General features: G+C 38.7%; 17 protein-coding genes and 1 other RNA gene. 7 read left to right on the forward strand and 11 right to left on the reverse strand.

All coding sequences use genetic code 11. The features are described from left to right. Window positions 1-5 precede the first annotated feature (5 nt). Window positions 6-1,979 carry a DNA polymerase III subunit gamma/tau gene (dnaX, locus tag ACNARN_RS04705; protein WP_198626028.1) on the reverse strand — a complete coding sequence of 658 codons (1,974 nt, stop codon included), beginning with the start codon at window positions 1,977-1,979 and terminating at the stop codon, window positions 6-8. Window positions 1,980-2,233: 254 nt separating this feature from the next. Then, window positions 2,234-2,785 carry an adenine phosphoribosyltransferase gene (gene apt, locus ACNARN_RS04710; RefSeq protein WP_036911661.1) on the reverse strand — a complete coding sequence of 184 codons (552 nt, stop codon included), beginning with the start codon at window positions 2,783-2,785 and terminating at the stop codon, window positions 2,234-2,236. Between the two features lie 137 nt (window positions 2,786-2,922). Between apt and priC the strand changes: the two genes are divergently transcribed. After that, complete coding sequence (gene priC / locus ACNARN_RS04715) at window positions 2,923-3,465, forward strand: primosomal replication protein PriC (protein WP_416304204.1); 543 nt, start codon at window positions 2,923-2,925, stop codon at window positions 3,463-3,465. Between the two features lie 11 nt (window positions 3,466-3,476). Then, window positions 3,477-3,641, forward strand: a complete 165-nt coding sequence (rsmS, locus tag ACNARN_RS04720) for a pleiotropic regulatory protein RsmS (RefSeq protein ID WP_198619369.1) — start codon at window positions 3,477-3,479, stop codon at window positions 3,639-3,641. Here rsmS and mscK read toward each other — a convergent pair whose 3' ends face one another. From mscK to acrR, 3 genes are all read right to left on the reverse strand, one after another. Next, window positions 3,642-7,064: a mechanosensitive channel MscK gene (gene mscK / locus ACNARN_RS04725; protein WP_198632096.1), complete on the reverse strand. Its 3,423-nt coding sequence runs from the start codon at window positions 7,062-7,064 to the stop codon at window positions 3,642-3,644. Window positions 7,065-7,190: 126 nt separating this feature from the next. Next, window positions 7,191-7,544, reverse strand: a complete 354-nt coding sequence (locus ACNARN_RS04730; RefSeq protein ID WP_072069368.1) for a DsrE/DsrF/TusD sulfur relay family protein — start codon at window positions 7,542-7,544, stop codon at window positions 7,191-7,193. Window positions 7,545-7,572: 28 nt separating this feature from the next. Continuing rightward, entirely contained in the window at window positions 7,573-8,217 is a 645-nt protein-coding gene (gene acrR, locus ACNARN_RS04735) for a multidrug efflux transporter transcriptional repressor AcrR (protein WP_109371675.1), read from the reverse strand. A 124-nt stretch (window positions 8,218-8,341) separates the two neighbouring features. Between acrR and ACNARN_RS04740 the strand changes: the two genes are divergently transcribed. The 4 genes from ACNARN_RS04740 to ACNARN_RS04755 all read left to right on the forward strand — a co-directional run bounded on the left by ACNARN_RS04740 (window position 8,342) and on the right by ACNARN_RS04755 (window position 13,967). Continuing rightward, a complete protein-coding gene (locus ACNARN_RS04740; RefSeq protein ID WP_109371677.1) occupies window positions 8,342-9,535 on the forward strand; it encodes an efflux RND transporter periplasmic adaptor subunit in 1,194 nt (397 codons plus the stop codon). Window positions 9,536-9,549: 14 nt separating this feature from the next. After that, complete coding sequence (locus ACNARN_RS04745; protein ID WP_416304205.1) at window positions 9,550-12,699, forward strand: efflux RND transporter permease subunit; 3,150 nt, start codon at window positions 9,550-9,552, stop codon at window positions 12,697-12,699. 656 nt (window positions 12,700-13,355) lie between these two features. After that, on the forward strand, window positions 13,356-13,718 hold the full coding sequence (gene tomB, locus ACNARN_RS04750; protein ID WP_198619365.1) for an Hha toxicity modulator TomB: 363 nt from the start codon (window positions 13,356-13,358) through the stop codon (window positions 13,716-13,718). 45 nt (window positions 13,719-13,763) lie between these two features. Continuing rightward, window positions 13,764-13,967, forward strand: coding sequence for an HHA domain-containing protein (locus ACNARN_RS04755; protein ID WP_006535062.1), 204 nt, complete (start codon window positions 13,764-13,766; stop codon window positions 13,965-13,967). 391 nt (window positions 13,968-14,358) lie between these two features. Here the strand turns inward: ACNARN_RS04755 and ffs are convergent. Further along, an RNA gene (gene ffs, locus ACNARN_RS04760) (signal recognition particle sRNA small type) lies at window positions 14,359-14,455 on the reverse strand. 322 nt (window positions 14,456-14,777) lie between these two features. Here ffs and tesB point away from each other — a divergent pair. After that, the gene (gene tesB, locus ACNARN_RS04765) at window positions 14,778-15,653 is read left to right on the forward strand and encodes an acyl-CoA thioesterase II (protein WP_100159258.1); all 876 of its coding nucleotides are present in this window, start codon (window positions 14,778-14,780) and stop codon (window positions 15,651-15,653) included. A 42-nt stretch (window positions 15,654-15,695) separates the two neighbouring features. On the opposite strand, the gene amtB is transcribed toward tesB, so the two are convergent. From amtB to ACNARN_RS04790, 5 genes are all read right to left on the reverse strand, one after another. Continuing rightward, entirely contained in the window at window positions 15,696-16,988 is a 1,293-nt protein-coding gene (gene amtB / locus ACNARN_RS04770; RefSeq protein WP_198619364.1) for an ammonium transporter AmtB, read from the reverse strand. Between the two features lie 12 nt (window positions 16,989-17,000). Further along, on the reverse strand, window positions 17,001-17,339 hold the full coding sequence (gene glnK / locus ACNARN_RS04775) for a P-II family nitrogen regulator (protein ID WP_198626021.1): 339 nt from the start codon (window positions 17,337-17,339) through the stop codon (window positions 17,001-17,003). Between the two features lie 243 nt (window positions 17,340-17,582). Further along, window positions 17,583-19,370, reverse strand: a complete 1,788-nt coding sequence (locus tag ACNARN_RS04780) for a SmdB family multidrug efflux ABC transporter permease/ATP-binding protein (protein WP_269812633.1) — start codon at window positions 19,368-19,370, stop codon at window positions 17,583-17,585. Then, the gene (locus ACNARN_RS04785) at window positions 19,357-21,102 is read right to left on the reverse strand and encodes a SmdA family multidrug ABC transporter permease/ATP-binding protein (RefSeq protein ID WP_198629914.1); all 1,746 of its coding nucleotides are present in this window, start codon (window positions 21,100-21,102) and stop codon (window positions 19,357-19,359) included. Before ACNARN_RS04785 ends, ACNARN_RS04780 begins: the two co-directional genes overlap by 14 nt. A 56-nt stretch (window positions 21,103-21,158) precedes the next feature. Next, window positions 21,159-21,620 (reverse strand): Lrp/AsnC family transcriptional regulator, encoded by a 462-nt coding sequence (locus tag ACNARN_RS04790; RefSeq protein ID WP_036911686.1) that lies wholly within the window; start codon window positions 21,618-21,620, stop codon window positions 21,159-21,161. Window positions 21,621-21,708: the final 88 nt, after the last annotated feature.

The following is a 21,708-nucleotide window of genomic DNA, read 5'->3' on the forward strand; positions in this document are numbered from 1 at the left end:
TGCGATTAAACAGGTCGGATACTCTCTTCATCCAATTCAGCATCAAAATATTGCTGTAATGTTTGAATCGTTTTATCCGTAATAATCGATTGACGCGATAACGCCAATTTTTCATCATAAATGGCTTGTCGCCACTCCAACGGTGTTTTTACCGTTGGATCATCATCTTCTATAATTGTGAGTGAAATTGCTTTTCCATGCAATTCACTTAACGCATTAGTAAGCGTGCGTAACGCATTTGCAGAATTTAAATGTTTCTGTTTAGTTCGTAAATGCAAAATAACGTTTTCTTCGTTTACTGTCTCTTTATACGCATTTAATGCCAGTTGTTGCACCAATTTAGGGAGTGGCATTTTGTCAATTTCAGCCGCCCAAGCATCTCTTTCTTGCGACTCTTTAGCAATTTTTGCTGCTAATTCAGGTGTTTTTTCATATTCGAGAACTTCTTTGATCTCTTTTGGTGAAGAAACAACCTCTTGCGTTGACATTAACTCAGGGTTTTGCGGACGCCACTGATACTCTTCTTTTTTCTTTTTTTCAGGCGCATTAGTCTGACGCTTCGCTGCTTGCTGGCGTTTTTCACTCACGGCTGCTAGCCGCTCTAATGCACTAGCAGCCGGCTTGGCCCGATTAGGCGTCGCCGGTTCAGACTTTTTGGGCGGGGTTTGTTGTTCCGTCCCCTTTATTGCCTGCCTTGCCCTTAGAAGTTGTGCTGCGGGGCTATTGCCTAATGAAGCACTATTTTCTATTGGTGAAGAAGATGGGTGATCCACTTGAGGCGAATGAGTCTGCACAGTTTGCGGAGCATAATGTTCAGACATTCTATTTGTAGGCAATGATGCTGAAGGTAAAGTTTGTGCTAATGGCGCAGAAGGTATTTCATCAATCACTGTTTTAGGATGAAAAGCAAGCGCACGTAACAGAGTCATTTCAACCCCCATGCGTCTATCTGGCGCATAAGCCAGTTCTTTTCGCCCTACTAATAAGGTTTGATAATAGAGTTGTAAATCTTGTGGAGAAACAGATTTTGCCAATAAACGTAGGCGTTCTTGAGTAAATTGCTCTTGAGGATTTTCTTCACTAGGCAATAACTGCAACATCGCAATTTGATGCAGTAATGAGAGTGTTTCAACCAAGAAATTTTCCCAGTCAGTACCTCTTGAAGCGACTTCATTAACCAGCGACATGACCTGTTGACCATCCGCTTTTACTAGTGCTTCAATCAATGCTAATGGTTGAGCGTCATCAATCGTGCCAAGCATTTGGCTAACCACTTCTGCACTGACAACACCTTCGCCACTTGCGATAGCTTGATCTGTTAAGCTTAATGCATCTCGCATACTGCCATCGGCAGCGCGTGCAATAAGTTGACGCGCTCTTACATCATTTTCAATATGCTCTGCTGATAGCACTTTTTCGAGTTGTGTCGCAATTTGGTCAATATCTAATGCTCGCAGATGAAATTGCAAGCAACGTGATAAAATCGTGACAGGTAATTTTTGTGGATCAGTCGTCGCTAATAAGAATTTAACGTGCTCTGGCGGTTCTTCTAATGTTTTTAGTAGCGCATTAAAACTGTGACGAGAAAGCATGTGAACTTCATCAATCAAGTAGACTTTAAAGCGTCCTCGCGCTGGCGCGTACTGCACATTGTCCAGCAGTTCACGGGTATCTTCTACCTTAGTACGAGATGCAGCATCGATTTCAATTAAATCGACAAAACGCCCTTGTTCTATTTCAAGGCAATTTGCACATTGACCACAAGGTTTACTCGTAATACCTGTTTCACAATTGAGCCCTTTGGCAAATAATCGGGCAATAGTGGTTTTTCCGACACCTCGTGTGCCAGAAAAAAGATAGGCGTGATGAAGTCGCTGATGATCAAGACCATTAGCTAAAGCAGTCAACACATGACGTTGACCAACAACATCGTTAAAAGTTTGTGGGCGCCACTTACGGGCAAGTACCTGATAGCTCATTGATTCCGCTAAATTTGAACAAGATTTATCTCTATGCTAACACAGGGACGACCTATTGAGCGAGATCTGTAAGAAACAAATGAGATATTGGAGAAAGAACCAGCAGAAATTTAAGGTAAAGATAAGAGGTAACAATTGTGCGGGCAATATACATTTATAAAAATAGAAAAATTATAAATGATATATAAACACCCGCACTCTTACTTGTGTTTACGATAAGAACTTAATTAGTTCTTCTCTAAACAGTGAAGATATTAATGTCCTGGAAAATCAACCAGTGTAAAGCTATGAACACCTTGTTTTTCTAAGCGTTCGATACCGCCTAAATCAGGTAAGCAGATAATGAATGCAGCTTCTGTCACAGTACCACCTAAACGGCGGATCAGACGAGCAGTTGCTTCAATGGTGCCACCTGTTGCTAGTAAATCATCAACCATTAATACTTTGTCTTGATCCGTAATGCTATCTTTGTGGATCTCTAAAGTATCTGTGCCGTATTCCAGATCATAAGTTTCACTGAGCGTTTCGCGAGGCAATTTACCTTTTTTACGAACAGGAACAAAACCAACACCTAGGCGTAAAGCGACTGGAGCACCAAATAGGAAGCCACGCGCTTCGGTACCCACAACTTTAGTGATACCCTGACCTTGATAGTGTTCTACCAATAAATCAATGGTTGCCTGATATGCAGCAGGATTATCCAATAATGTAGTGATATCACGGAATAATATCCCTTCTTTTGGATAATCAGGAATGGTTTCAATACTGTCTTTAATAAATTGCAGTTGTTGCGCGTTAGCAGTCATAATCAGTGCCATAATAAAAAACGAAACGATAGAATCTATGCAATATGCCGTTAAAATGCAACAGAAAGCCAATTAACAACTCTTTTTTGTTGCTTTAAGTCAATTCATGTTTTTATCAAAACAGGGGCAAGAACCAGATGAATAAACCTGATCCTTTAAGCTTATTTAAAAAACAGATAGACAATCTAGCCGAAACAGTGGCGCCTATTGCAAACAAAAAAATTGCAGCACCTTGCTTCGACACGACACTATTCCACCGCCGAAGTGATTCCCTTGGTGGCTACATGCAACAGATCCGCGATAATTTTACCCAGTTAATCGCTTGTGTTGAGGCACAACGAAGCCAGCAAGTTAAATTTCTGGCCACACAAATCCTACAACAAATTGAAGCATTAACTCGTGAATTATCGACACAAACACTAAGAAAGCAAGAGAACCAGCTTACTCAACGAAAAAAAAGTGTCGATTCATACCAAAAGCTTGCCCAACATCAGGATTATGAGCGCCGATTACAAGCCATGATCCAAGATAGAGAGCTTTCATTAACGCAAGCTCAGAGCTTTATGAAGCAACAAGAGTTACAAAAAGAGATTGCCGCTCTTGAAAATCGCCTTGCGCGCTGCAAAAATGCCCTGTTCTCTATCGAAAAGAGCATTGAGAAACAAGAAGATAAATTTTAAAGGGAATGATAATGAGTTTAAAAGACGCACCAGAGTCTGTTCAATTGGCAGTCGATCTTATCTATTTACTTGAAAGCCACCATATTGATCCTAAAACAGCACTAGAAGCCCTCGAGATTGTGCGCCAAGATTATGAAAAAAAATTAGCGGCACAATCTACTCATTCATCCCTTTAATTAAGCAAAAGGCGTATTGGCTTCGGGTGTTGAGCCATCAAGAGGACGTTTTATCTCTTGTACTTCATCACCTTGTTTATTATGCAAATAGACATCAAGTTGGTTAAACGCAATATTGATATTATTTTCATTACACAGCTTATCAATAGCGCGGTTAACTTCATCTATTGCAATATTTCTGTCACCTAATGTTCTGACATAAAAACGCAAATCATGATTCAGGGTGCTTGCCCCAAATTCAGTAAATAGCACCACAGGTTCTGGTTCAGTCATCACTCTGGCATTCTCTTTAGCGGCCTTCATTAAGATCTCTTTGACCTTATCGAGGTCAGATCCATAAGCAACACCCACTTGAATAATAATACGTGTCACCGTATCAGATAATGTCCAGTTAATAAGCCGTTCAGTTACAAACGCTTTATTTGGAATAATCACTTCCTTGCGATCAAAGTCAGTCACTGTCGTTGCTCTAATACGAATTCGGCTAACCGTACCAGAATAAGTACCAATAGTAACCGTATCACCAATTCTGACGGGTCTTTCGAACAAAATAATTAAGCCAGACACAAAGTTTGCAAATATTTCTTGTAAACCGAACCCTAAACCAACCGTTAAAGCTGCGGCTAACCATTGCAGTTTTTCCCATGCTACACCTAATATTCCCAGTGATACGATGGTTCCGATAGCAATAATAATGTAGGTCAAAATGGTTGTGATCGCGTAAGAAGCACCTTGTTGCAATTTTATACGAGATAAAATTAATACCTCTAATAAACCTGGTAAATTTCGGGTCATAAACCAAGAAATTGCCATAATAGAAACAGACAATAATAGGTCGGCAACAGTAACCGCTTTAACGACATTACCAAGCTCTGTCGGCAAAGTGTAACTCCAGAGCGTTATTCCATCTAAATAGGTAAAGACCGTAATAAAATCAGACCAAATACCATAGAAACTAGACGCAAAGATGATAAATAAGATCATCGTTGTCAGTCTTAATGATTGTTGATTGATTTGATCCATATCCATTGGTGGTTCTTGAATAGGTTCAAGAGTGTTATCTTCGCCTTCTTTTTTCTCTTTAAGCATTGCTTGTCGACGCTCAAGTGCACGACGATAGGCAAGGCGTCGAGCCGCAACAGTTAAGCCGCGCAAACTGGCGTGATAAGCAATAAACCACAGCATGAGTAGATATAAGCTATCAATCCAACGATTTGCTAAACGCAATGCGGTGTAGTAATAACCAAAAATAACCAATCCCATTAAAATAAGGGGGGAAAACGTTAATAAGGTAATGACGACCGTTCTAACAACATGATTGCCCTTTTCTTGCCACATTTCACGGCAAAATGGCAACGCACATAAACTAATACCAAATAATGAAATAATCGCAACCAATTGCCCAATAACATCACCCACCAACAGCAATGGATTATTAATGCCATAAGCTGAAAGCAGAATAATTGGCAACATTGGCAGTGATAATCGTAATAAACGTTTACGATTTTGCTGAACGCGTTCGAGAGGAATTTTAAAATGTTTTACTGCAACACCATTGTCAGACATTAAGCGATAAGACCATTCAAACATCAGCCAAAATACCGCAAATTGCCATGCAAAAGACCAAATAAATTCTTGCTGAACATTAAAGCTATTAATTAGCCAATACCCTATTGCTAATACAATACAAGAAAGGGGTAATGTTTTTATAAATACAATCCCTAATGCTAATGGCGTATGCAGTTGTGAGTCTTTATTAAGCTTATTAATATCCGCATTCAGTTTTTCAAATTGCATATCTAGCTTTTTACGTTGCCAAATAATCAACAAACTGAACGAAATAAGTGCAATAAGTACAGGAAGTGATTTCTTAGCCCCGATCAACAGATTTTCATTTGACCAGTTAAGTTTAAAACCTTGAAATTCGGCAACCGCTTGAGTCGGAAATACTGCAAACCAATTAAGGTTAATCGGCTTATTACTGCTTACCCAGAAAATTTGCTGAGCCAATGTGTTTTCGAGTGAACTTACCACGCTGCGTAATTGTTGCTGATCCATTTGGAGATTAATCGAACCCGAAATTTGATTACCTAATTGGTTATTCAGTTTATCGAGCAGTTCTCTACGAGCATCAACTAATAGTTCCAAAGCATTGCGTAACTCTTTTTGCGCATTAGCATCAGAGGTTTCAGGATGTGTTGATTGATACTCTTTCATCAACTGATCAATATAAATATTAGGTTGAATGATTTGATCACGTTGCTTGTTTATTTCAAATTGTTCTAATCGCAGATCGGCAATTTTATCAGGCAGATTATTAATAAATATACCATCGGGTAAATCAACTTGCTCTTCAAACAGAATACGTGACAGTAATAAACTGCCTTTAAGCACATCAATTTGTTCTTTTAAATTACGTTCAGATTGAATAGCTCTATCTAAGCGATTCTTGACTAGTAAGCTATGGCGATTTAAATCATTATTATTTTGCGTGGTAACAATCAACTTATCGCTAAGCTGTTTATTGATTTCTGTTTGTGCCAAATAAAATGGATCATTATTAATGATCTGATTCTCAAGCCCTGTACTTTGAGCTTCTTTGGCAGTTTCCTCTGAGCTATCTAAGCGTTTATCATTGATAGCATCCTGAAGTAATTGAGCATGCTCTTGTGAAAGGTCGATATAAGCAGAACTATAATCTCGCTGTAGTTGCAATAAGCTTTGCAGTTGCACATTTGATTGGAGAGTTCGCTTTTGAAAATTATTTTGTTGTTGAAGATAATATTGTTCTAATTGCAACAGTTGCACTGCCGAAGTACGCATTTGTGCTTTATCAGCACTGCTTTTATTCAACAAGGTTCTTATTTGTTGCAGTCTTTCTGAATTGCTAAATAAAACAGATTGCGCCCTTTCAGGTTGTGTTTGTAATACAATAAGCTCATTACTGTAGTTGGCTAAATCATCTTGAGATTTTTGTAATGACTGTAATACCGTTTCAAGTTGAGATTCTAATGTTGCAAGCGGTAAAGCCTCTAATGATTTTTTATAATCGTCAGCTTCTTTATTAGCGACTTTTTGTTTTAATTGATCGAGTTGATATTGAGTACTACGCAATTTTTCTGGTAATTGATCGACTGTTTTATTGTAGCTTGTCGATTTTTTTTCTAATTGTTGAATATCATCAAGTAATAAAAGCGATTGCTCGAGATCAGCAATAGTTAATTTATCTTCTGCACTTAACTCACTGCGCTTATTTAATAAATTAAGCTGGTTTTGAATGCTTTCTTGAGTCGGTAAATTACTCGGTACCGCGGCTAAAACAGCGGTAATGGAAAGGCTCCAAAGAATAAAGACAATAATCGAAGCTGTAATAACCGTCTTTATTTGACTATTAAATTGAGAAAAAAGAGTTTTTGTACACATGGTTAAGCAACTTGTTCAACTAATATTGAAAAACTGTCTCTTAGTATAATCCAATTGCTTTAAATTGGCAGTGTAAACAGAACAAGTTGCTTGGGATGTTTCTCGCCTGAGAAAACGAAATAGTGATCAGAAAGTCAGGATTTTATCGGCATCTAGTGTCCACTGCGCTAAATCAACTAAAGTTCCTAATTCTGCACCATCAACAAGTGGTAAATCACTGATACCACGGGTGTCTGTACAGGTTTTACATAACTTAACAGGCACATTTTGCGCTGTTAAAATTTCCAGCATTTGCTGTAAGTTGTAGCCTTCTTTAGGTTGTTGACGAGCTAAAGCCCCAGTCACAGCATCAGACATTAAAAAAATATTTAATTGAGTTTCTGGATGCTGTTCTTTTAATGTAATCGATAAACGCAGTGCGTTAAATAATGATTCATTGCCATAAGCTGCACCATTAGCAATAACTAACACCTTACTCATGAATGTCTTCCTTTTGTTTAAAAATAAATTAAGAGGTCGCAGATATTCTCATATTTGCACTGTGCTTTATCATATCAATAAAGCTATCAACCAAATATTGACTTTCATCTTTGATAGAAAAACTTTCTGGTGAAAATAACCAATTTTCGGCAAGACCTGTCATCATGGCTCTTAACATAATGGCGGCTCTTCTTAAATTAAGGTCCGTAGGAAGCTGTTTTTTTTCAATACAACGAGATAAAGACTGTTCTATTCTAGAGTGATCCGCTGCACACAATTCTCTGCGAATTTCAACAATTGGTGTCATTTCACCGACAAATTCGCATTTATGGAAATATATTTCTAAAAGTGCATTATGTTTGGGATCTTCGACAATTGATGTCAATATGTAAATAAGCAATTCTCTTAATACAAATAGTGGATCATCTGGGTATTTTGATTGATACTCTATTTCTAAAGATTCTATTTTTAAGTCGGTGAGTTCGCACGCTTCAGTAAATAAATCCACTTTATTTTTAAAGTGCCAATATATTGCGCCACGGGTAACACCTGCCGCGGCTGCAATATCTGAAAGTGATGTGGCAGAAACGCCTTGCACAGTAAACAGCCTAAGTGCAGCATCAATAATCTGCTGTTTTGTTTCTTGTGCCTGCCGTTTAGTTTTTCGTGCCATTAATCCTCGATTTTGACTGAAGTTAATTTACATACATTCATGTATGTTTGTACTATACATCGCAATCAATCATCAACTTAATTATTTTTATCCCGGGAAACAACGTTTGAATAGAGGTTTTCTTATGCGAAAAAACAGAGGGGTTTTGCCTCTGGCTCTGTTAGTGCTATCAGGCAGCTTGGTTCTTGCTGGATGTGACGACAAAGCTAAACAGTCTGCTGGAGGTCCACCTCCTGCACCCGCTGTAGGTGTTGTGACGTTAGGAGCGCAAGCTCTGACAATCACTACTGATTTACCAGGTCGTACATCAGCCTTCCGTATTGCTGAGGTTCGCCCTCAAGTTAGCGGCATTATTTTAAAGCGTAACTATACAGAAGGTAGCTATGTAGAAGCAGGTACATCACTGTATCAAATCGACCCAGCTCTTTTTGAAGCAACGTTAAATAGTGCGCAAGCTGAATTATCAAAAGCGAAAGCAAATGCTGAAATTGCTCGCCTCACTGTAGAGCGTTATAAACCGCTACTAGGTACAAATTACGTCAGTAAACAAGATTTTGATGCCGCAACATCACAATATGCACAAGCGGCTGCCGCAGTTAAAGCAGCAGAAGCAGCAGTGACAAGCGCAAAAATCAATCTTGAATACACCAAAGTAACATCACCAATTTCAGGTCGTTCAGGCAAATCAACCGTAACTGAAGGCGCTTTAGTCGCCCAAGGTCAACAAGTTGCACTGACAACAATTCAGCAAATCGATCCGATTTATGTCGATGTGACACAATCGAGCGAAGATTATCTGAAATTAAAAAATGAAATTGAAAGCGGCATTATTCGTCAAGAACAAGGTAAACCTGTTGTTCATTTAACACTGACGAATGGGCAAGCTTACGCACAGAAAGGGCATTTAGAATTTTCTGATGTGACTGTTGATGAAACAACAGGCTCAATTACAATGCGCGCTATCGTACCTAACCCGAATGGGGAATTACTACCAGGTATGTTTGTTCGTACTAAGTTAGAGAATGGTATTCGTCAAAATGCAGTTTTGATCCCACAACAAGCCGTTATTCGTACAGCGCGTGGTGAAGCGACAACAATGGTTGTAAATAAAGACAATGTTGTTGAAGTTCGTACCATTGAAGTGTCACAAGCTGTTGGTAATAAATGGCTCGTTAATAGTGGTGTTCAGGCTGGTGAGCGCGTTATCGTTTCTGGATTGCAAAAAGCAAAACCAAAAATGACAGTAACGGCTCAAGAAGAGAATTTAGATGCGAAGCCATCACCTGAACAAACTGAGCCAGCTAAGAATCCTCAATAAGGAGTCGGTGATCCATGCCTAAGTTTTTTATAGATAGACCGATATTTGCGTGGGTAATTGCGATAATTACCATGCTCGCAGGTCTTCTGGCACTCATCAAACTGCCTGTTGCCCAGTATCCAACGATTGCACCGCCAGCGATTTCTATCTCTGCGGTTTATCCTGGTGCTGACGCCACCACTGTGCAGAATACTGTTACCCAAGTTATCGAACAGAATATGAATGGTATCGATAACATGGTGTATATGTCTGCGACCAGTGACTCAGCTGGTATGATGAATATCACTCTGACCTTTGAAGCAGGTACTGATCCTGATATCGCGCAAGTACAGGTGCAGAATAAACTGCAACTTGCCATGCCGTTATTACCTCAGGAAGTGCAACAACAAGGGATTAGTGTTGATAAATCCTCAAGTTCATTCTTGATGGTTGCGGGTTTCATCTCAAATGACGGCTCAATGTCACAAGATGATATCGCAGACTATGTGGGTGCAACGATTAAAGACCCATTAAGCCGTGTAACCGGCGTGGGTGAAACCCAGTTATTTGGTACTCAATACGCGATGCGTATTTGGTTAGACCCAGATAAACTGGTGAAATACAACATGACCACACTTGATGTTATCGGTGCGGTTAGAGCACAGAATAACCAAGTGGCCGCAGGTCAATTAGGGGGTACACCTCCCGTTCCTGGCCAGCGTTTAAACGTATCTATTATTGCTCAAACTCGACTCAATACCGCAGAGCAATTTGGCGATATCCTGATGAAGGTTAACACCGACGGTTCACAGGTTAAGCTAAAAGATCTTGGTATAGTTGAAATGGGTGCTGAAAGCTACAGCACTATTGCTCGCTTTAATGGCCTACCCGCTTCTGGTATTGGTATTAAATTAGCAACAGGTGCTAACGCATTAGATACAGCAACCGCGGTACGTGCAGCATTGGCTGAAATGGAGCCATTCTTCCCTGCGGGATTAGAAGTTGTTTATCCTTACGATACAACGCCATTCGTTAAGATCTCTATTTTCGAAGTGGTAAAAACGCTGATTGAAGCAATTATGCTGGTATTCGTAGTAATGTATCTGTTCTTACAGAACTTCCGTGCTACGTTAATCCCAACAATTGCAGTACCCGTTGTATTGTTAGGAACCTTCGCCATACTTTCGGCGTTTGGTTATTCGATAAATACCTTAACGATGTTCGCGATGGTACTTGCCATCGGGCTTCTGGTGGATGATGCCATCGTTGTGGTAGAAAACGTCGAACGTGTTATGCAAGAAGAAGGCTTATCGCCTAAAGAAGCAACACGTAAATCCATGGGACAAATCCAAAGTGCGCTGGTCGGTATCGCCCTAGTACTTTCTGCGGTATTTATTCCAATGGCATTCTTTGGTGGTTCAACAGGTGCAATCTACCGCCAGTTCTCTATCACCATCGTATCAGCAATGGTTCTGTCTGTTTTCGTTGCGTTGATTTTAACACCAGCACTTTGTGCAACGATGTTAAAACCTGTACCGAAAGGCAGTCACGGTGTGCAAACAGGTTTCTTTGGTTGGTTTAACCGTACCTTTGAAAAGAGTAGCCACCACTATACTGACAGTGTATCCCGTACTCTTCGTGGTACAGGTCGTTACTTGCTAATTTACGTTTTATTAGTCGCAGGTATGGCGTTAATGTTTATTCGCTTACCAGCATCGTTCTTACCTGAAGAAGACCAAGGTGTATTACTGACAATGGTTCAGTTGCCTGCGGGTTCAACACAAGAACAAACACAAGACGTACTAGAAAGAGTAAACGACTACTTCAATACTGATGAGAAAGAACTCGTTAAATCGGTCTTTACCGTAAGTGGCTTCGGCTTCGGTGGTCAAGGCCAAAATATGGGTCTGGTCTTCGTTGTATTGAATGATTGGGATGAACGAAAAGCAGATGAAGACAAAGTTCCCGCAATTGTAGGACGTGCCAATAAGGCATTATCCCAAATTAAGGAAGCCTTTGTTTACTCATTTAACATTCCAGCGATTGTTGAGTTAGGCTCTGCGGGTGGTTTCGAATTCGAGTTAGTGGATAAAGCTAACCTCGGTCACGAAAAACTCATGGAAGCTCGAAATCAATTACTAGGAATGGCAGCGCAACAGCCTCAAATGTTAACGGGTGTGCGTCCTAATGGTCAGGAAGATACTTCACAGTATCGTCTGTATATCGACCTAGAAAAAGCACAAGCTCAAGGTGTTGCAATCAGTGATATCTATTCAACATTAGGTACGATGTTTGGTGGTAGCTATGTAAACGACTTTATCGACCGTGGTCGTGTTAAGAAAGTTTACGTTCAAGCTGAATCACAATACCGTATGTTGCCACAAGATATCGGTAATCTTTATGTTCGTAACAATGTCGGTCAGATGGTTCCATTCTCATCGTTCATTGATACAAGTAAAGATCCTTGGTTATACGGCTCTCCTCGTTTAGAGCGTTATAACGGTTTACCAGCAGTTCAAATTCAAGGTAGTGCAACACCAGGCCAAAGTAGTGGTGATGCAATGCTTATGATGGAAGATCTCGCAAGTAAACTACCAAGCGGTATCGGTTATGAATGGACAGGAATGTCATATCAAGAACGTTTATCTGGTAACCAAGCGCCTGCGCTGTATACCATTTCCTTGATAGTTGTATTCCTTTGTCTTGCTGCTCTTTATGAGAGCTGGTCAGTACCATTCTCCGTTATGTTAGTCGTTCCACTGGGTGTTATTGGTGCTCTTGCATTAACATCAATAAGAGGCCTTGAAAACGACGTTTACTTTAAGGTTGGGCTCTTAACAACCATTGGGTTATCGGCGAAAAACGCAATCTTGATTGTTGAATTCGCCAAAGACTTGATGGAGAAAGAAGGTAAAGGACTCATAGAAGCAACTTTAGACTCTGTTAGAATGCGTCTACGTCCAATTCTAATGACTTCACTTGCCTTTATGTTAGGGGTTATTCCTCTAGTATTAAGTAACGGTGCAGGTTCTGGTGCTCAGAACTCAGTAGGTACAGGTGTATTCGGTGGTATGATTGCCGCAACCTCCCTTGCTATCTACTTTGTTCCTATTTTCTTCGTCGTGATCCGTAGACGATTTGCGAAGAAAAATGAAGATTTAGAGCATCCAAATCATTCACACTAATTTGAATGAATTTGAGTGGTAATGCCAAAAAGGTCGCGAAAGCGACCTTTTTCTTTATCTATTGATGCAATATCTATTGATACACTGTTTTAAATGAAAACTTATCTCATTATATTATTTTTAGAAAATATCTCTTTAATCAATAAATTCATTTTATTTTTTTTCTTATATATGACTTTTTGTCAAAATTAAGCAGTTCTGTTATTTATAAATAACAACGATAATTATGCCTCATTTACACGCTTAAACATTTAAAATATAATAAAAACAAATAAAATCACCAAGTTAAGAGAAATGCTCTTTAATCGAGGTTTCTTGATTTTTACGAAAATAGACAAAATTCTGTTGTTCAGATAGTGACTTATGCAATAATAGTGCTATATTAAGCAAAGAAATACTTATTGTATAAGTTTTAAACTCATTCGTGTGCAATTGAGTGTTTAGTGTTGTCTTTCGATATGCTATTACTTTGTTAGAAATAATAAATATAATTATTAAACTCTTTTAGCATACGAGTAAATATAAACACTCATTTTCAAGTTTATGTTTTTTATTAATCCATTAATGAATTATGTGATGTATCCCGTTAATAAGTTCAACTTTAAGTATTTATCATTATTAATGAATATTTTCTATTAATTCAATTACGATATGTTATGGACGAATATTCACCAGAAAAAGTAGATTTAGCCGAATTGTCGTTTTTGTGCGAAGAGCTATTACAGCAAGCTTTAGGCTCATTAGATAAAGGAAGCACAATTTGGCACAACGATCTGAGTAGCACAAAAAGCGTTGACCTTAATGTTCTAATTGAACACATTATGGACTTTAGTTGGAAATTTAAGATTAAACACCCAGATAAACATGTAATTAATACGCTTATAGAAGAGTACCTTGAAGAGACTTATCGTTTATTTGGTAATACATCAATTTCTTACTCAGATATCAATAATTGGAAAGAGTTAAACCAGTCACTTTTAGCTCTCATTGCCAAAAACCCAAAAAGTTATATTAAGTAATTTTAATTATCTATAGTTTTATTTTAATAATAGAGAAAAGACAACATGACTAAGACAGACTATCTAATGCGTTTAAGAAAATGTACTTCAATCGAAACATTAGAACGTGTGATTGAAAAAAACAAATATGAACTCTCTGATGATGAACTGGAGCTGTTTTATTCAGCAGCAGACCACCGTTTAGCAGAACTCACAATGAATAAGCTATATGATAAAATTCCAGCGTCTGTTTGGAAATTTGTAAGATAATCTAATTCTATTTAATTGCCTTAGTTTTATTTTTGCTATTTTTATTTTTTATAGTAGTAGGGTTATTAGTTCTTAATTTAGATATCGTTTTATTCACGTTTTCTTATCAGTAGAATGATTACACACCATCATGCCGTTGACTTATTACGGCATGACTGCACTGCTTTACTCAAATATTCCTTTCATTTATAAATACGACCGTAAATTTTCCAATAATAAATTGATACATTAAGCATACTATTTTCTATTCAATAATATTGACTCTTAAACCCAAAGAAAACAGCGCTCAAAAAACACGTATGGAGAGTAAAAATATAAGGGGAAATAACAATCTTAGAAGATAATAATTATGAAAGATTAGATATTATGAAAGGCTAAAAATTGGGTGGGGCCTTGCCAGCGACATCCCGGCACACACGACACCTGCCATGGCTGCTTCCTTCCGGACCTGACCGAGTTAACAAGTTAGCGTTGCGGGAGAACCAACAAGACCCCATAGATTGTCTTATTGCTAAGACGTCACGCATTATGTTTTAAACTGATCCAAATAGCAAGGAAAGTGAGCCTAAGTGATGATTAATTACCCAAATCTACACTCGCTGATTATTCAATTGCCTTTAACGCTCTTTTTGCCTCCCATAAATTCATCAGAGAGTATTCAATAAGTGGGTAAACCATAATCTCATCAACTCTGTTTATTTATCATTAAATTGCTATCTAAGATAAAAAGGGAGATTATTTTTTATCTTCTTAGGATTGTATATAATCAACTTTATAAAAAATAACCAGATCTAATGATACAGGTACACTATGAGTCAAGCATTGAAAGATCTCATCAATTTGATGGCACTTGAAAAAATAGAAGAAGGTCTATTTAGAGGTCAAAGCGAAGATCTAGGATTACCTCAAGTTTTTGGTGGGCAAGTTGTAGGACAAGCACTATACGCTGCAAAACAGACTATTGCAGATAACCGCTATATCAACTCATTTCATAGCTACTTTTTACGTCCTGGTGATAGCCATAAGCCTATTGTTTATGATGTGGAATTTATCCGTGATGGCGGTTCATTTAGTACTCGTAGAGTCAGCGCTATTCAGCATGGCAAACCTATTTTTTATATGACCGTTTCTTTTCAAGAATTTGAAGAAGGTTTTGAACATCAAGATATAATGCCTGATGTTCCTTTTCCAAATGAACTTATCTCACAACATGAGATTTTAAAGAAATTAGCACCCAAATTACCCGAGCCGATTAAATCTTTAGCACTACGAGAAACACCTTTTGAAGCGCGTCCAGTGCAATATTTTAGCCCTTTTGGCTACTCTAAAGCGCCTGCTGAACGCTATGTTTGGTATCGTAGTCGTGGTGAAATGCCATCAGATCCTTTCTTGCATCAATACTTGCTTGGTTATGTTTCTGATTTTGATTTTTTACCAACCGCTCTCCAACCTTATGGCTTAGGTTTTATGGATACAAGTCTGCAGGTCGCTACGATTGACCATTCTATGTGGTTTCATCGCCCATTCCGTGTAGATGATTGGTTACTTTATGTAATTGAAAGCCCTTCAGCATCAGGCGGTAGAGGATTTGTGAGAGGTAAATTCTTTAATACAAATGGTCAACTAGTAGCGTCTTCTGTTCAAGAAGGGGTTATTCGCCAAAAACGTACTAAACATTCAAAATAATATCTTGGCATATTCCCCCCTCAAACGAGGGGGAATAGACAATTATTGTTGATAAGCTCTTTCACCATGAGTTGTTAAATCTAATCCATCATGCTCTTCCTCTTCTGAAACACGTAAACCCACCAGCTTATCAGCGATTTTAAAACTTATATAAGCGACAACACCAGACCAAATCACGGTGATCACAACACTCATTAATTGAATTAAAACTTGTTTACTGAGTGTCATACCATCGCTATATCCCACTCCACCTAAGAATGAAGCCGTAAACACCCCGGTTAATAAGCAACCTGCAATACCACAAGTACCGTGGATACCGAAAACATCACAAACATCATCCGCTTTTAGCCAGCGCTTTAAAACAACAACGCCCCAAAGCCCGATAATGCCCCCCATTACACCGATAAATAAAGCCCCCATCACTCCGACCGTGCCAGCAGCAGGTGTAATCGCCACTAATCCAGCAATACAACCAGAACAACTCCCTAGCATGGAAGGTTTTCCTCTGGTGATCCATTCTGATGCCGTCCAAGAAAGTACAGCGCCTGCGGTTGCAATTACTGTATTTAGAAATGCTAAAGCCGCAATCGCATTTGCACTACCAGCAGAGCCTGCATTAAAACCAAACCAACCAATATAAAGAACCGCGGTGCCTGTGAAGACCATTGGTAAATTATGAGGTTTAAGCGCTGTATGCTGACTATCACGTCGCTTACCAAGTAAGTAAGCACCAACAAGAGCCGCAATAGCCGCATTAATATGCACGACAGTTCCCCCTGCAAAATCTAATGCACCATCATCGATTAACCAACCACCTTCTCCCCATACCATATGCGCAATAGGGATATAAGAAAACGTAAACCAAATAACCGTGAAAATAAGCAGTGCGGAAAAACGGACTCGCTCGCCTAATGCACCAACAATCAATGCAACAGTGATAACAGCAAAAGATCCTTGAAAAGCAATATGTACATACTGATTAATTGAACCAGAGAGTGAATCTAGTGATACGTTATTCAAAAAAGTAAGTGACCACCCACCCCAAATTTTATTACCTGCGGTAAATGCCAGACTGTAGCCAAATATAACCCAAAGAATAACTACAACACTGAAGATCATCATCACTTGCGTGATCAAAGAAAGTACGTTTTTCCCTCTTAATAAGCCGCCATAGAACAGAGCAATACCAGGTATAGTCATAAAAAAGACCAAAGCAGTACATATCAACATAAAACCATTATCAGCTTTATCAACAATCACTGTTTCAGTCGCAAATACAGATGAAGAAAAGTGTGTAAGCACTAACATTAATAACAAAGAAAGTAAGCGTTTCATCGAATATCTCCTTTAAAGTGCTTCATCACCAGACTCGCCAGTACGAATACGGACTGCCTGCAATAATTCCAAAACAAAAATTTTTCCATCTCCTACCTTCCCTGTATCAGTCGCTTGCATAATCACTTGCATAACTGACTCAAGTTGCTCATCGCAAATAGCGAGTTCTATTTTTACTTTGGGGAGAAAATTAACTTCGTATTCTGCGCCTCTATAAAGCTCTGCATGCCCTTTTTGTCGTCCATAACCTTTGACTTCACTGATTGTCATTCCCTTTATACCTAACTCAGAAAGCGACTCTCTTACCTCTTCTAATTTAAATGGCTTAATAATGGCGATGATATATTTCATATAAACCTCGTCGATATTTGAAAGAACCAAGCAAATATAGAAAAGCAAAAGGCATGCCATTATTTAATCAATTGATATTTAAATAGAAATTTAATTATTGAAATAGTTAAAATGAAAAAACTCACCGAGTTGGTGCAAAAATACGGCTGCTATTTTGATAAAAGCGAGATAATGAGGAAATAAAAAAAGACACATACATAAAGATGATGTGCCCTCTAAAATTATATTTTTTATTTAAGGTTATTATTCTACTTCAACAGGTTCTTGTTCTTGTAAAGACTCTCTGACTTGCTGTAATTGATACATATTATAATATCGACCTTTTTGTGAAAGTAACTTAGCATGATCACCCTGTTCAACAATTGCACCACGATGAAGCACCACAATCTCATTGGCTTCAATAATAGTGGAAAGTCGATGAGCAATAACAATCAGTGTTGTTTTTTCCCTAACTACTTTTAACGCCTTCTGTATGGCTTGTTCTGTTCCTGAATCAATATTTGCTGTTGCCTCGTCCAAAATAAGAATACGAGGAGGTATTAATAATACACGCGCCAATGCAAGTAATTGTTTTTGTCCAGCGGATAAGCGGCTACCTTGCTCACCGAGTTCTGTTTGTAGTCCTTCAGGTAAGGCTTTAGCCCATTGATCAAGTTGAACTGTTTCTAATACCTGCCATAAATGTGACTCATCACATTCACGCCCTAACGTAATGTTGTCATGCAGTGAACCTGATAATAAAACGGGATCTTGCTGCACCATTGCAATACCACTGCGTAATGCAGTATGAGAATAGTCCTCTAAAGGTTGCCCATCTAAATGGATATTTCCTTTTTGCCAAGGGTAATTTCCCATTAATAAACTTGCTAGAGTACTTTTGCCACTCCCTGTATGCCCAACGAATGCGACAAAATGACGAGCAGGAATAGTTAAATTGATATCTTTTAATACCCATTGCTCATCACGATACGCAAACCAAAGAGAGTTAACATCGATATTACCTTGAGTGATGGAATGTGATGATGAACCGTAGTGCTGTAAAGGCGCATCCATCAGTTCAAAAACACGCTCACCAGAGACTACCGCCTGTTGCAAAATCGATTGCTGAGATGTCAATGTGATCAAGGGTTCATTTAATCGACCTAAATAACTAATAAACGCATAAATAACCCCAACACCAATAACTGCACTGCCCTGATACCCAAACAACATTAATAAGCCACACAGAACCAACGCAGAGAGCATACTTAATAAAGGACGTAATAACAGACCATCCAGTTTTAACGCTTTCATACGTGCTTGGTAATGTTGCCAACTGTCATCTGACATTCTTTCACCAAATCGAGCTTGCTGCCTAAATTGCTGAATAACTGACATGCCATTGATAACTTCGTGGAAACCATCATTTATATTGGCTAAAAAGTGGCGCACATTGCGAACTATTGGCGTGCTTAGTCGCTGATAAAGCATCATCACACCTATCACCGCAGGAAATATCATCATTGCAACAAGCGCCATTTGCCATTCTAATAAAAACATAGCTATCAGCATTACAACCACTAAAGCAATTGCTCGGAATAATGTCGGCAAAACGTTCACGAACAAATCTTTAATCGTCTCTGTATCATTTGTTACACGAGAAATTAACTGCCCCACAGGCTGATTATCAAAAGCACTTAATGGCTGTTTTAGAGCCGCACTCATTACATCAGTACGTAATTGTTGTACAACCCCAACAGCGGCATGATTAAACACAATGGCCTGATAATAGTGAAGTGTAGCGGCGATCACCTGCAAAAGAATAAAAGCCAATGCTAGACCTAATGATGACATTAATTCCACATTATTCGTGGCAACTTTTGCATCAATAAAATAGCCAACAATTAATGGTCCCCCCACTTCTGCAACGGCGGCTACCCACAACATAATGACACCCCATGCCATTGATTTTCGGTAGGTTTTACCATAAGTCAAAAGACGCTTTAATGTAGGCAATAGCGCTTTAACGGATTTATTTTTATTCATCGTCATCCAGCGCGGCCTCTAATTGCTGATAATGGTACATATCTTGATACCAACCTGGTATTGAAATTAATTGCTGATGTGTACCTTGCTCTATAATCTCACCTTGTTTTAAGACTAAGATATTCGTAGCACCAACTAATGCAGATAAGCGATGAGCGCTGATAATTAATGTTCTATCTTTTCGCCATTGTGACAAATTTTGTAGGATTTGATATTCAGTTTGTCCATCAACAGCAGATAATGCGTCATCTAATAATAAAATTTCGGCATCCAATAATAGTGCTCGGGCAATAGAAATACGCTGTTTTTGTCCACCAGATAACATCACACCTTTTTCACCTACCTGTGTTTGATACCCTTCAGGTAAGCGTAAAATATCCTCGTGAATATTTGCCAGTTTCGCAACAGACTCTATTTCTTCTTTTGTCGCATCAGGACGACCTAAGGCAATATTTCCCGCGATGGTGTCTGAAAATAAGAAGGGGGTTTGATTAACAACAGCCAATCGTGCTCGCCATTCATCTAGTTTCAATTGATAAATAGGAACTGATTGAAAACAAATTTCACCTTCAGTGACATCGTAAAGTCGTTGAATGGCACTAAGTAATGTACTTTTACCACTTCCTGTCACACCACAAATACCTAGCATTTCACCCGGTGATAATGTGAAATGAATGTTTTTCAGTGTTTGTGTCGTTTGTTCGGGATATTGGAAACGTTTGATATTAACAGATAAGACTCCTCGACCTTGCTTTGGTGATAATTCACCATCAACCATATCGAGTTTTTCATCCAATAAACTATTAATTCGACTATAAGCAGCACTGCCACGCTCAACAATATTGAACATCCATGCTAAAGCCAGCATTGGCCAGATCATTTGCCCCAAATACATCACAAAGCTGGTTAATTCACCCAATGTCATTCTGCCATTAATAACAAAATAGCTGCCACCAGCAACAGCGAGTAAATTAGCAAAACCAATAGCCATAAAAATAGTAGGATCAAATAGCGCATCAATTCTTGCAACGCGCATATTTTGTCGTCCAGTTTCTTTTGCCACATCATCAAAACGGGAGGCATGCTGTTGCTCTAGTCCGAATGATTTGATCATACGAATACTACTCAAGCTTTCTTGTGCTTGATTATTAAGTGAAGAGAAAAGTGCCTGTGCGGTTTTAAAGCGACTATGTAATTTATCGCCATATCGCTTAATCAAAATTGCCATGATTGGCATAGGTAATAATGAAATCAGCGTCAGTTCCCAACTTAACTGAATACTCATCATGACAAGCACAGCAAGCCCCATAACCATAGAGTCCACTAAGGTCAGTACACCTTCACCCGCAGCAAAAACCACTTTATCAACATCATTGGTGGTACGTGCAATTAAATCGCCTGTGCGATAACGATGATAAAATGAAGAAGATTGTTGATTAAGTTGTTGATAAATTTGCATCCGCAGTTTTATTGCTAATTGATAAGATGCACCAAATAACCAAAGACGCCAAAAATAACGTAAAAGATAAACCGCGAGGGCAATTAATACCATCACGCCAATCCAGTTGATCACTTGGCTAAACGTCAGACTATGGTTATCGACACCATCCACAATGATCCCAACAATCTTTGGAGGGATCACCTGTAATACTGCGATAACCATCAATAAGAAAATGGCACCTACATAACGACGCCATTCACTGAGAAAATACCAACTGAGCTGTGAAAATAGAGCCACGCCTTAAATCCTAAGGTTATACAAAAAATAAAAGTGCCAGTTGGTAAAGATGAACCTTATTCAGGTATCGGCATTGCCGTTGTGTATTTAATTTTTTCCATTGCGAAGTTAGAAGTCACATCAATAAGACCCGGTACGCCATTAACCATACGCTTATAAAATAGGTCGTAACTTTTCATGTCTACTACTTCAACATGCATTAGATAATCACACTCACCCGCCATTCGATAGAATGTCAGTACTTCTGGCATTTGCTTAACAAATGAAACAAACTGTTCGTACCATTCGCTATTATGTTGCTGTGTTCTAATCATAACAATAACTGTTAGACCTAGCCCGATTTTTTCACTATCAAGCAGCGCAACGCGCTTACGAATATACCCTTCATCCTCTAGTCTTTTCAATCGTTTCCAGCAAGGTGTTGAGGTTAGGTTAACAGCCTCAGCCAAAGTATTCAGTGAGAGGCTTGAATCTTCCTGTAACAGCGCTAATAGTTTACGGTCAATCTTATCTAACATAGATACTCCTTCAAAATATGCCCCTACAAAAAATAATGATAACCTGCCCCTTACTATAAGAGTAATCATCTAATGATAAATCGGTAAT

Source organism: Proteus sp. TSJ240517, assembly GCF_047921575.1.
Taxonomy (GTDB): Bacteria; Pseudomonadota; Gammaproteobacteria; order Enterobacterales; family Enterobacteriaceae; genus Proteus.

Excerpts from the sequence above, each read along its gene's own strand:
- acrR (WP_109371675.1), bottom strand. The coding sequence starts at position 8,217 with ATGGCACGAAAAACTAAACGGCAGGCACAAGAAACAAAACAGCAGATT.
- ACNARN_RS04745 (WP_416304205.1), top strand. The coding sequence starts at position 9,550 with ATGCCTAAGTTTTTTATAGATAGACCGATATTTGCGTGGGTAATTGCG.
- dnaX (WP_198626028.1), bottom strand. The coding sequence starts at position 1,979 with ATGAGCTATCAGGTACTTGCCCGTAAGTGGCGCCCACAAACTTTTAAC.
- ACNARN_RS04790 (WP_036911686.1), bottom strand. The coding sequence starts at position 21,620 with ATGTTAGATAAGATTGACCGTAAACTATTAGCGCTGTTACAGGAAGAT.
- apt (WP_036911661.1), bottom strand. The coding sequence starts at position 2,785 with ATGACTGCTAACGCGCAACAACTGCAATTTATTAAAGACAGTATTGAA.
- mscK (WP_198632096.1), bottom strand. The coding sequence starts at position 7,064 with ATGTGTACAAAAACTCTTTTTTCTCAATTTAATAGTCAAATAAAGACG.
- tesB (WP_100159258.1), top strand. The coding sequence starts at position 14,778 with ATGAGTCAAGCATTGAAAGATCTCATCAATTTGATGGCACTTGAAAAA.
- amtB (WP_198619364.1), bottom strand. The coding sequence starts at position 16,988 with ATGAAACGCTTACTTTCTTTGTTATTAATGTTAGTGCTTACACACTTT.
- priC (WP_416304204.1), top strand. The coding sequence starts at position 2,923 with ATGAATAAACCTGATCCTTTAAGCTTATTTAAAAAACAGATAGACAAT.
- ACNARN_RS04730 (WP_072069368.1), bottom strand. The coding sequence starts at position 7,544 with ATGAGTAAGGTGTTAGTTATTGCTAATGGTGCAGCTTATGGCAATGAA.
- rsmS (WP_198619369.1), top strand. The coding sequence starts at position 3,477 with ATGAGTTTAAAAGACGCACCAGAGTCTGTTCAATTGGCAGTCGATCTT.
- ACNARN_RS04780 (WP_269812633.1), bottom strand. The coding sequence starts at position 19,370 with ATGACGATGAATAAAAATAAATCCGTTAAAGCGCTATTGCCTACATTA.
- glnK (WP_198626021.1), bottom strand. The coding sequence starts at position 17,339 with ATGAAATATATCATCGCCATTATTAAGCCATTTAAATTAGAAGAGGTA.
- ACNARN_RS04755 (WP_006535062.1), top strand. The coding sequence starts at position 13,764 with ATGACTAAGACAGACTATCTAATGCGTTTAAGAAAATGTACTTCAATC.
- ACNARN_RS04740 (WP_109371677.1), top strand. The coding sequence starts at position 8,342 with ATGCGAAAAAACAGAGGGGTTTTGCCTCTGGCTCTGTTAGTGCTATCA.
- tomB (WP_198619365.1), top strand. The coding sequence starts at position 13,356 with ATGGACGAATATTCACCAGAAAAAGTAGATTTAGCCGAATTGTCGTTT.